The sequence below is a fragment of the Enhydrobacter sp. genome, assembly GCA_025808875.1.
Lineage (GTDB): Bacteria > Pseudomonadota > Alphaproteobacteria > Reyranellales > Reyranellaceae > Reyranella.
Window position 1 is genome coordinate 2,503,149 of sequence record CP075528.1, and the last position, 9,564, is coordinate 2,512,712.

The 9,564-nt window shown below is 65.9% G+C and carries 9 protein-coding genes; 5 read left to right on the plus strand and 4 right to left on the minus strand.

The genetic code is table 11. The features are described from left to right. Nucleotides 1-58 precede the first annotated feature (58 nt). The 5 genes from KIT25_12485 to KIT25_12505 all read left to right on the plus strand — a co-directional run bounded on the left by KIT25_12485 (nucleotide 59) and on the right by KIT25_12505 (nucleotide 6,050). A complete protein-coding gene (locus KIT25_12485) occupies nucleotides 59-718 on the plus strand; it encodes a protein-L-isoaspartate O-methyltransferase (protein UYN97695.1) in 660 nt (219 codons plus the stop codon). An 83-nt stretch (nucleotides 719-801) separates the two neighbouring features. Continuing rightward, nucleotides 802-2,199, plus strand: a complete 1,398-nt coding sequence (locus KIT25_12490) for a TolC family outer membrane protein (GenBank protein ID UYN97696.1) — start codon at nucleotides 802-804, stop codon at nucleotides 2,197-2,199. 32 nt (nucleotides 2,200-2,231) lie between these two features. Next, nucleotides 2,232-2,843, plus strand: coding sequence for a DUF2497 domain-containing protein (locus tag KIT25_12495; protein ID UYN97697.1), 612 nt, complete (start codon nucleotides 2,232-2,234; stop codon nucleotides 2,841-2,843). A 67-nt stretch (nucleotides 2,844-2,910) separates the two neighbouring features. Further along, the gene (locus KIT25_12500; GenBank protein UYN97698.1) at nucleotides 2,911-5,592 is read left to right on the plus strand and encodes a valine--tRNA ligase; all 2,682 of its coding nucleotides are present in this window, start codon (nucleotides 2,911-2,913) and stop codon (nucleotides 5,590-5,592) included. After that, nucleotides 5,589-6,050, plus strand: a complete 462-nt coding sequence (locus KIT25_12505; GenBank protein ID UYN97699.1) for a GNAT family N-acetyltransferase — start codon at nucleotides 5,589-5,591, stop codon at nucleotides 6,048-6,050. Before KIT25_12500 ends, KIT25_12505 begins: the two co-directional genes overlap by 4 nt. On the opposite strand, the gene KIT25_12510 is transcribed toward KIT25_12505, so the two are convergent. Genes KIT25_12510 through KIT25_12525 form a run of 4 tightly spaced genes read right to left on the minus strand, consistent with a single transcriptional unit; the run spans nucleotide 6,020 to nucleotide 9,562 of the window. After that, on the minus strand, nucleotides 6,020-6,457 hold the full coding sequence (locus KIT25_12510) for a phytanoyl-CoA dioxygenase family protein (protein ID UYN97911.1): 438 nt from the start codon (nucleotides 6,455-6,457) through the stop codon (nucleotides 6,020-6,022). The genes KIT25_12505 and KIT25_12510 overlap by 31 nt on opposite strands. 54 nt (nucleotides 6,458-6,511) lie before the next feature. Beyond that, nucleotides 6,512-6,853: a phytanoyl-CoA dioxygenase family protein gene (locus KIT25_12515; GenBank protein ID UYN97700.1), complete on the minus strand. Its 342-nt coding sequence runs from the start codon at nucleotides 6,851-6,853 to the stop codon at nucleotides 6,512-6,514. A 7-nt stretch (nucleotides 6,854-6,860) separates the two neighbouring features. Then, a complete protein-coding gene (locus KIT25_12520) occupies nucleotides 6,861-8,405 on the minus strand; it encodes an acetyl-CoA acetyltransferase (protein UYN97701.1) in 1,545 nt (514 codons plus the stop codon). Next, nucleotides 8,402-9,562: a CoA transferase gene (locus tag KIT25_12525; GenBank protein UYN97702.1), complete on the minus strand. Its 1,161-nt coding sequence runs from the start codon at nucleotides 9,560-9,562 to the stop codon at nucleotides 8,402-8,404. Before KIT25_12525 ends, KIT25_12520 begins: the two co-directional genes overlap by 4 nt. Nucleotides 9,563-9,564 lie beyond the last annotated feature (2 nt).

Genomic DNA, 9,564 nt, shown 5'->3' on the forward strand with positions numbered 1-9,564 from the left:
CCTTTGACGCTTTTGCCGGCTCGCGCATATAAACGTCGCATCCATTCGGGGTTTCGCAATGACGGATTTCGCGCTCGCCCGCCGCAACATGGTCGATGGCCAGCTTCGACCCAATCGTGTGACCGATGTTCGCTTGCTCGAAGCCGTGGGCGGGCTGCCGCGCGAGAAGTTCCTGCCTGCCTCGCTGCGGTCGATCGCCTATGCCGACGACGATGTGCCGTTGGAAAACGGTCGCTTTCTGATGGAACCGATGGTGCTCGCACGACTCATCCAGTACCTGCAGCCACGGGAAACCGACCGGGCGATGGTGGTCGCGTCGGGCAGAGGGTACGGCGCCGCCCTTCTCGGGCGTCTGGTGAAGTCCGTGGTTGCCGTCGAGAGCGATGAGACGCTGGCGGCTGCCGCGGAACGGGCTTTCAAGGAAATGGGCATCGACAACGTGCGGCAGGCGATCGGGCCACTCGAAGGCGGCGCACCGGACGCCGCCCCCTTCGATGTCATCCTGGTCGAGGGCGCGGTGCGGCAACTCTCTCCCGCGATCGTGAATCAGCTTGCCGAAGGCGGACGCCTGACGACCGTGCAGGCATCCTCCGCCGGAAGGCTCGGTGTCGCCCAACTGACCGTCAAGGCGGGCGGCGTTTCGTCGAGCCGACCCCTGTTCGATGCGGGCACGCCGGTCCTGCCGGGCTTCTCGCCGCCCGCGCGATTCACGTTCTAGACGCCGGCGCCGCGTCGAATCGGGGGCTATCACAGCAGGCCTCGCCGATGATACTCTTGCCGCCTGAATATGAGGGTAATTCAATGCGTATCCGGCCGACGTTGAGGCACGCCTGCGCTGCGACCGTGTGCGTGCTCGTCGTCGCCGCGGGCGGGCCGGGCACGCGCGCGCAAAGCCTGATCGAAAGCCTGTCGGCAACCTACAACAGCAATCCCGACCTCCTTGCTGCGCGTGCCGTGCTGCGGCAAACCGACGAAACCCTCGCCCAGGCAGTGGCGAATTGGCGGCCCACCGTCACGCTTGCGACCGAGATCAACAAGATCCAGTCGGATTCCCTCGTCCCCAGCCAGGGCCTTGCGCGTTATCAGATCCTCAATGGCCGTACGACGACGTTGCAGGCCACGCAGCCGATCTTCCGCGGCGGCCGCACCGTGGCCGATACCAAGTCGGCGCGGGCCAACATCCAGGCGCAGCGCGCCCAGCTCGCCAACACGGAGCAGTCGGTCCTGCTGCAGGCCATCACGACCTATGCCGACCTCGTGCGCGATCTCGGGATCGTCGATGCGCGCCGCAACAACGTCCGCGTGCTCGTGCAGCAGCTCGATGCCACGCGCGAGCGTTTCCGGGTCGGCGAGTTGACGATTACCGACGTTTCCCAGGCCGAGGCTCGACTGGAGGGCGGCAAGGCCGACCTCGTGCTCGCCGAGGCGCAGGTCCGCATCGACGAGGCGGCATTTCAGCGCGTCACCGGCCAGCGCGCGGTGCGGATTGGCGAGTTACCGTTGATCGGCGCCCTGCCGACCAGCGAAGAGGAGAGCGTTGCGCTGGCGATGGATGCGGCGCCGAGTGCCGTTAGCGCGCAGTACCGCATCTCGTCGGCCAGCTATGGCGTGAACAGTGCGGTCGGCGCGCTGCTGCCGCAGGTCAACCTGATCGGCTATATGCAGTATCAGCAGGATCTGCAGATCATCGGCGATCAGTACTATCAGTATGGCGTGCGGCTGCAGGCTACCGTGCCGATCTACCAGAACGGCAGCGAATGGTCGCGCGTGCGCCAGGCCAAGGAGCTCGTCGGACAGCGGCGCAGCGAACTCGACAGCGCCCGGCGCCAGTCGGCCGAAGCCGTCATCAGGTCGTGGCGCCAACTCGATTCGGCGCGCTCGCGGGTCACCTCCTTCCAGGCCCAGGTGCGGGCCAACGAAGTGGCCCTGAATGGCGTGCGCCAGGAGGCGCTCGTGGGATCGCGCACCACACTCGACGTCCTGAACGCCGAGCAGGAGTTGCTGAATTCGCAGGTCAATCTGATTTCGGCCAGACGCGACGTTCAGGTGAACTATTACGGCGTCTTGTCGGGGATCGGTCGCCTGACCGCCCGCACGCTCGGCCTGCCGGTCGAATACTACGATGAGGAGAAATACTACAACGAGGTCGGGTCTCGCTGGATCGGCTGGGGAAGCAGCGACTCGGGAGGCAAGAAATGAGCGACACCAAGGGCACGAACAGCGATCCGTCGATGGACGACATCCTGTCGTCGATTCGCAAGATCATCTCGGACGACGAGGCACGTACCCAGGCCGGGGGCAGGGTGACTGCTGCCGCAGAGCCGCCATCGCCGGCTGCGAACGAGCCCAGGCCACTGGCCGTCGGTCGTGTCGGCACGTCGTCGCGCGACGACATCCTGCTGCTCACCGACCTCATCGAGGAGCCGAAAGCAGGCGACGAACCCGGACAGCCGACGACGTCGCTGCCTTTGCCGCCGATCGATAGCAGGCCTGCCGAGCCTTCTCCCGAACCTGTCCCTGTACCGATCGCCGCGGCGGCGCCGTCGGCCGCCCCGGCGAATTTCGCGGCGTCTGCTTCCTCGGCCGATCAGCCGCTCGTCGAGTCGAGCGTCGCCGGGGCCACCAGCTCGGCTTTCGACAGGTTGAGCCAGGCCATCCAGGAGAACGTCATGCCGCCATCGGTCACCGAGCCGGGCCCCGCGCTGGGTGCCGACGGCAAGACCATCGAAGATCTGGTCAAGGAGATGCTCCGGCCGATGCTCAAGGATTGGCTGGACAGGAACCTGCCCGCCATCGTCGAGCGCTCGGTCGAACGCGAGATCGCGCGGCTGACACGCCGCTGATTCAAGGCCCCCTGAAGCTTCACACGCCACGGGGCTTCCCGTGGCGTTTTTCGTCATAAGGCAAGAGATGCTCGACAAGACCTACGACCCCAAGGAGATCGAAGCCCGCCGCTATCCCGAGTGGGAAGATGCCGGCGCCTTCCGTGCCCAACCGGACTCGGCCAAGCCGCCTTACTGCATCGTCATTCCACCGCCCAATGTCACCGGCAGCCTGCACATGGGCCATGCGCTCGACAACACGCTGCAGGACGTGCTGATCCGCTGGCGTCGCATGAAGGGTGACGACGCGCTGTGGCAACCTGGCACCGATCATGCCGGCATCGCCACCCAGATGGTCGTGGTGCGCAACCTCGAGCAGGAGGGCATCGGCCTTGCGGTCGAGGGGGCTGCCGACGGCGACGCCAACAAGAAGCTGCTGAATCGACAGGAGTTCCTCGCCAGGGTCTGGGAATGGAAGGCCTATTCGGGTGGCACCATCACCGGGCAGTTGCGGCGACTCGGCGCGTCATGCGACTGGAGTCGCGAGCGGTTCACCATGGACGACGGCCTGTCGGCGGCGGTGGTCAGGGTGTTCGTCGATCTCTACAGGGCCGGTCTGATCTACAAGGACAATCGCCTCGTCAATTGGGATCCCAAGATGCTGACAGCGATCTCCGACCTCGAGGTCGAGTCGCGCGAGGTAAAGGGCCATCTCTGGTATTTCAGGTATCCGATCGAGGGCAGCGACGAGCACATCGTGGTCGCCACGACTCGGCCCGAGACCATGCTGGGCGACACCGGCGTGGCGGTGCACCCCGACGACCCCAAATGGAAGCGGCTGATCGGCAGGCACGCCGTCCTGCCGCTGGTCGGCCGGCGCATCCCGATCGTGGCCGACGAATACTCCGACCCGGAGAAGGGGTCGGGCGCGGTGAAGATAACGCCGGCACACGATTTCAACGACTTCGAAGTCGGCCGGCGCCACAAGCTCGAGGCGATCTCGATCTTCGACAAGTTCGCGCGGCTCAACGACAAGGCGCCGGAGAAGTATCGCGGCCTCGACCGCTTCGAGGCGCGCAAGCAGGTCGTGGCCGACATGGAGGCAGCGGGCCTGGTCGAGAAGATCGAGCCCCACACGCATGCCGTGCCGTACGGCGATCGTGGCGGCGTGCCGGTCGAGCCGTTCCTGACCGAGCAATGGTACGCCGACGCCCGGACGTTGGCACAGGAACCGATCGCTGCGGTGCGGGACGGACGTGTCACGTTCGTGCCCGAACGCGGCCGTGACGACTTCTTCCGATGGATGGAGAACATCGAACCCTGGTGCATCTCGCGCCAGCTCTGGTGGGGCCATCAGATTCCGGCCTGGTACGGACCTGACCGCAAGGTCTTCGTCGCGCCGACGGAGGGCGAGGCCAGGGCCGAGGCCCGCGCCCACTACGGCAAGGACGTGCCGTTGCAGCGCGATCCCGACGTGCTCGACACCTGGTTCAGCTCGGCGCTGTGGCCGTTCTCGACGCTGGGATGGCCTGAGCGGACGAAGGAGCTGGCGCGGTACTATCCGACGAGCGTTCTCGTCACCGGCTGGGACATCCTGTTCTTCTGGGTCGCCCGCATGATGATGATGGGCATGCACTTCATGAAGGATGTGCCCTTCCGCACCGTCTACCTGCATGGGCTGGTGACGGACGAGAAGGGCCAGAAGATGTCCAAGTCGAAGGGCAACATCATCGACCCGCTCGAACTGATCGACAAGTACGGCGCCGACGCGCTGCGCTTCACCATGGCCTCGATGGCGGCCAACAACGCAGGCCGCCTGCGGCTGTCGACGCAGCGCGTCGAGGGATCGCGCAATTTCGCAACCAAGTTCTGGAACGCCACGCGTTTCGCGCAAATGAATGGCGCCACGCTGTCCGGGGGATTCGATGCCACCGGAGCGCGGCTCACCGTCAACAAATGGATACTGGGTGAGCTGTCGCGCGCCAACGCCGCTGTCGACGAGGCGCTGGCTGAATTCCGCCTGAACGACGCGGCGACGGCGCTGTACGAGTTCGTCTGGGGTACGGTCTGCGACTGGTATGTCGAACTCACCAAGCCGGTCCTGCAGGGCGAGGACGGGCCGGCCAAGGAAGAGACGCGCGCCGTGACCGCCTTCGTGCTGCGCGAGACGGCCAAGCTCCTGCATCCGGTGATGCCATTCATCACCGAGGAAATCTGGGACCAGCTCGGCCATCGCGCCGAGCACGGGGCATTGATCGGCCAGCCCTGGCCGTCGCCGCTGCCGAAGGACGAAGCGGCGGACGCCGAGATGAACTGGCTGGTCCGTGTGATTTCGGACATCCGTTCTGCACGCTCGGAGCTGAACGTGCCGGCAGGCGCCAAGCTCAGGCTGCTGGTCGTCGGTGCGAGCGCGGCCACGAAGAAGCGCCTGGAAACGCATCGCGCAGCCATCGAGCGCCTGGCCCGCGTGGAGGGTGTCGACCCGTCGGCGGCAGCGGTCCCCAAGAGCTCGCTGCAGATCGTGGTCGGCGAGGCGACCTACGCGCTGCCGGTCGGCGACGTGATCGATCTCAAGGCCGAGAGCGGCCGGCTCCAGAAGGAGATGAGGAAGCTCGCGGACGAGGTCGTCAAGATCGATGCCAAGCTCGGAAACGCCAACTTCGTCGCGCGCGCGCCGGAGGACGTCGTCGAGGAGCAGCGCGAACGGCGCCTGCAGGCGGAGGAGACGCGCAAGCGCCTCGCCAGGGCGCTCGAGCAACTGGACGCATGATCGTCCTGCGCACCGTCGCGGCCTGCGACGGCGACGCGCTTCACGCGATCTTCAGCCAGCCGGGCGTAAAACGTTACCTGTTCGACGATGAAGCGCCGACGCGCGAGCAGACGCGCGCCATCGTCGAGGTGGCCCGAAAGGATGTCGCCTGGGCGATCGTGGAGGAGGCAAGCGTGATCGGCTTTGTCGCGCTGCGCCGGAAGGATGGCACCCGGGAGCTGGTCGTCGCCATCGACGAGCGGCTGTGGGGGAGGGGTGTCGGCTACGAGGCGGCGCAGGCGGCGTTGCGCCATGGCTTCGAGGTCCTGAAGCTCGACCGCATCCTGGCCGGCGTCGACCTGCCGAACGAGCGGTCGCATCGGCTGATGCTGCGCCTCGGCTTCGTCGCCGTCGGCGAGGAGGATGGGCCGAAGTACCGCCTCAGGAACTACGAAGCCTTGCGCAGATCGGGAACGTAGGGCCGCGACGCGAAGTGCTCCTGATTGTCGCCGCGCGCGAAACGCAGCCCGGCGCGCAGGATCGCCGCATCGTCGACGACGTCGAGCGGGACGTAGTAGCGATCGTCGTCGCGGACGAAGGTGTCGTTGTCGACCCGGTTGTAGCAGATCAGCAAGGTCCAGCGCCGACTTGCGGAGCGGTTGGCATCGGAGCGGTGGATCGCGTTGCAGTGGAAGATCAGGGCATCACCCGCTTTCAGTTCACAGTATTCGATCGGGCATTTGTCGAGGATGAAGGGCATGCGCTTGGGGTCGACTTCGTTCTGGGTCGGCGACAGCGGCGTGTGGTCGATGCGGCCGAGCTTGTGAGACCCTGTCGCGATCTGCAGGCAGCCGTTCTCCCTGGTCGCGTCGTCGAGGGCGATCATCACCGACAGGAGATCGGGCCGCAGGCAGCCATTGTAGTACCAGTAGCCATAGTCCTAGTGCCATTCCCAGGCGCCACCGACCTCCGGCTCCTTGGCCGTCAGCTTCGACTGATAGTGATACACCGGACCGCCGAGCAGCGCAGCGGACGTGTCGACCATGCGGCGGCACCGCGCGGCAAGCCCATAGACGCTGTCTCCCGCGCGATTCCACAAGGCGATGCGCGTCGAGCGACCTTCGCCGTCGCGGCGGTCGAGAATCGAGGAACGGACGGCGGGGTCCTTCTCCATTGCCTCGGCCAGCAGCCTCACCTCGTCGGCCGAGAACAGGCCGCGGGCATAGGTGAATCCCTTTTCGTCGAACTCGGCCGCTTGGGCGGCGCTCAGCACATTGGGCATGGTTTCCTCACAGGGGGCGGAAGACGTTGCGACCGTCCTGTTCACTGACGGCGATCCTACGCCCGAGTTGCTCGCGCGTCAGCATGTCGGCAAGCAGGGCCGGGTCGTTCGGCGCCACCGCGACGAAACGATCGCCCGACCCGTCGAGCCGGCCGATGACGAAGCCCTTCTCGGGAGCATCCCTGCCGTAGGCCACACAGTAGGTTTCGATCGTGCCGGTGCCGCGCGGCCGTGTCTCGACCCTTCTCTTCGGACGCCCGTCGAGTTCGGCCTGCAGCAGCTTGGGATCCTGGCGGTGCCATGGTCCCATCGCCGGCGCCGTCGAATAGACGCCCGCCGAATGCTTGGTCAGGTAGTTGCCGTTGGCCGTCACCATGCCGAACGAACCCGGTTTGGAGCGGACGACGTTCATCATCTCGGCAATGGCGTGGGTCACGTAGTTGTTGCCCGGCCCTCCGAAGAACGGCAGGCCGCCGGTGACGCTGATCGGCCGGGGATCGTCCTCGGCCAGACCGATCTCCCGCATTGCGATCTCGACCGCCGACGGGAAGCAGCTATAGAGGTCGAAGGCCGAGATATCGGCGGTCGCCTTGCCCGCCATGTCGAGAGCCACGCGGGCGCAGCCGCGGATCGCCGGCGACTCGTCGAGCCGCTCGCGCTCGGACACGACCCAGGTATCCGTGCCGTCGGCGCAGCCGTGGAGGAACACCCATCGGTCCTCCGGAATGCCCCACTCGCGTGCCTTCTCGACCGAGGTCATGAGTACGGCCGCGGCCTGGTCGATGATGGCATTGGAGTTCATCAACCTTGGATATGGGAAGCAGATCCAGCGGTTGTCGTCCGTGATCGCACAGAGCTCCTCGGCCGTGTACCCTTGGCGCCGTGTCGCCAGTGGATTGTCCTTGGCTACCGCGGCGAGACGCTCGAACAGGCGTCCCATCGCCGTCATGTGAGCGGAGACGTCGCGCCCCAGGCAACCGCGGATTGCATTCTCGAGCAGCGGATAGAAGTGGATCGCTGCGCGCAGGTCGTGCCGATTTTCCTCCTCACTGAAGCCGAACCGCTTGTCCCCGACGCGGGTTGGTTCCTCGCCGGGATCCTCGTTCCAGTCAATCTTCAGGCCGGCCTTGCGGGCGCTTTGGGTGGAGCGCAACAGTTCGGCGCCGCATACCAGTGCCAGCTCGGTATCGCCGCGCGCGATCTCCTCGGCAAACCGGTTGACCATGTACTGGGGCATGTTGCCGCCGGAATGGGTATAGATGAGTTGCCGCGCCTGGGCATGGAGGCGGCGCGCGACGCTCTTGGGAGGGTTGCTCGACCGGCCGAACGGCGAGGCGAAACGCGGACTGATGTCGCTGAAGAACTCGAGGACGGCGATGGCATCGATCTCGTGACCCAGCGCATGCCCGCCGATGGCCGCCCTGGCGTCCTCGAGGGCGAGGTTCGCCGCGTCGGCGCAGAACTGCACGACGGAGCGCGCGCTGGAGGGCGAACCGGTCGTATCGGTGATCTGGCCGCAGCCGATCAGGATGGGGGTACGCGGCTCGATCATTTCACGAGCTCTTCGATCTCGGATGCCGACAACCCGGCTTCCGTCAGGACGGCCCTGGTATTCTCGCCGAGGTTCGCCACTCTCGGCCCGCTTTGCAGCGGTGAGCCGGAGAAACGGAATGGCGGCGCCGGCGACAGGTACCTGCCCGCACTGTCCTCGATCGGGCAGAGTGAGCCGCGATGCTCGACTTGCGGATCCTTCAGCGCCTCGGTGACGGTCAGGTAGGGGGAGCAGGGCACACCGTGCTTCTCGAGAGCCGCAACGCATTCCTTGACGGTCAAAGTCCGAGACCACGTCTCGAATTCCTCGACGAACAGGTGCCAGTTCATGCGCCGGTCGGTGTACTTCTCGAACCTCGGATCGGTCAGCCAGTCGCGCCGGCCGGCCGCGGTTGCCATGTCCTGGAATGTGCGCTCGCTCGCGGTGGCGAGCATCACGTAACCATCCCTGGCCTCGACGGGTCCATACATGGGACGCGATGGCATCTCGAAGTCGAACTGTGCGCGGTTGACCTCGCCGAGCAACATGCCGACCAAGGCCTCGAACATCGAGACGTCCACCATCTGGCCCTTGCCGGTCACATGGCGCTGATGCAGCGCGGCCAGAATGCCTCCCAGCGCATAGGCGCCCGACGCGTAGTCGGCCACGAATATTCCGCAGTTGTCGGGACGCTCGCGGCCTTGCTGGTAGTAGAGATGGGCCATGTCGTAGCCGGTCGAGGCATGGATCACCGGCGCATAGGCCGGACGGCCGGCAGCCGGCCCGGTCTGTCCGTAGCCCGAGATCGCGCCGTAGATGATTCGTGGATTGACCGCGGCGAGTTCCGGATAATCGAGGCCCAACCGCTTCATCACGCCGGGGCGGTAGTTCTCCAGCACGATGTCGACGGTTTTCACCAGTTTCTTCACGGCGGCGATGGCCTCGGGCTTCTTCAGGTCAAGCACGATGCAGCGCTTGCCCGCGTTGAGCTGACCGAACATCGTGCCGGCGCCGTTGCGCTGGACCGGCCTCGAGCGCATGAGGTCGCCCTCGGGCGATTCGATCTTGATGACGTCGGCTCCCATGTCGGCCATCAGCCGCGCGCAGTGAGGTCCGGCGATGGTGGTCGAGAAATCGAGGACGCGCACGCCAGTAAGGGGCCGGGGCAGATCGGTCATGA

Bases quoted from the DNA above. Each gene is read 5' to 3' on its own strand.
- KIT25_12495 (UYN97697.1), top strand. From the start codon at position 2,232: ATGGACGACATCCTGTCGTCGATTCGCAAGATCATCTCGGACGACGAG.
- KIT25_12490 (UYN97696.1), top strand. From the start codon at position 802: ATGCGTATCCGGCCGACGTTGAGGCACGCCTGCGCTGCGACCGTGTGC.
- KIT25_12505 (UYN97699.1), top strand. From the start codon at position 5,589: ATGATCGTCCTGCGCACCGTCGCGGCCTGCGACGGCGACGCGCTTCAC.
- KIT25_12520 (UYN97701.1), bottom strand. From the start codon at position 8,405: ATGATCGAGCCGCGTACCCCCATCCTGATCGGCTGCGGCCAGATCACC.
- KIT25_12515 (UYN97700.1), bottom strand. From the start codon at position 6,853: ATGCCCAATGTGCTGAGCGCCGCCCAAGCGGCCGAGTTCGACGAAAAG.
- KIT25_12500 (UYN97698.1), top strand. From the start codon at position 2,911: ATGCTCGACAAGACCTACGACCCCAAGGAGATCGAAGCCCGCCGCTAT.
- KIT25_12510 (UYN97911.1), bottom strand. From the start codon at position 6,457: ATGATCGCCCTCGACGACGCGACCAGGGAGAACGGCTGCCTGCAGATC.
- KIT25_12525 (UYN97702.1), bottom strand. From the start codon at position 9,562: ATGACCGATCTGCCCCGGCCCCTTACTGGCGTGCGCGTCCTCGATTTC.
- KIT25_12485 (UYN97695.1), top strand. From the start codon at position 59: ATGACGGATTTCGCGCTCGCCCGCCGCAACATGGTCGATGGCCAGCTT.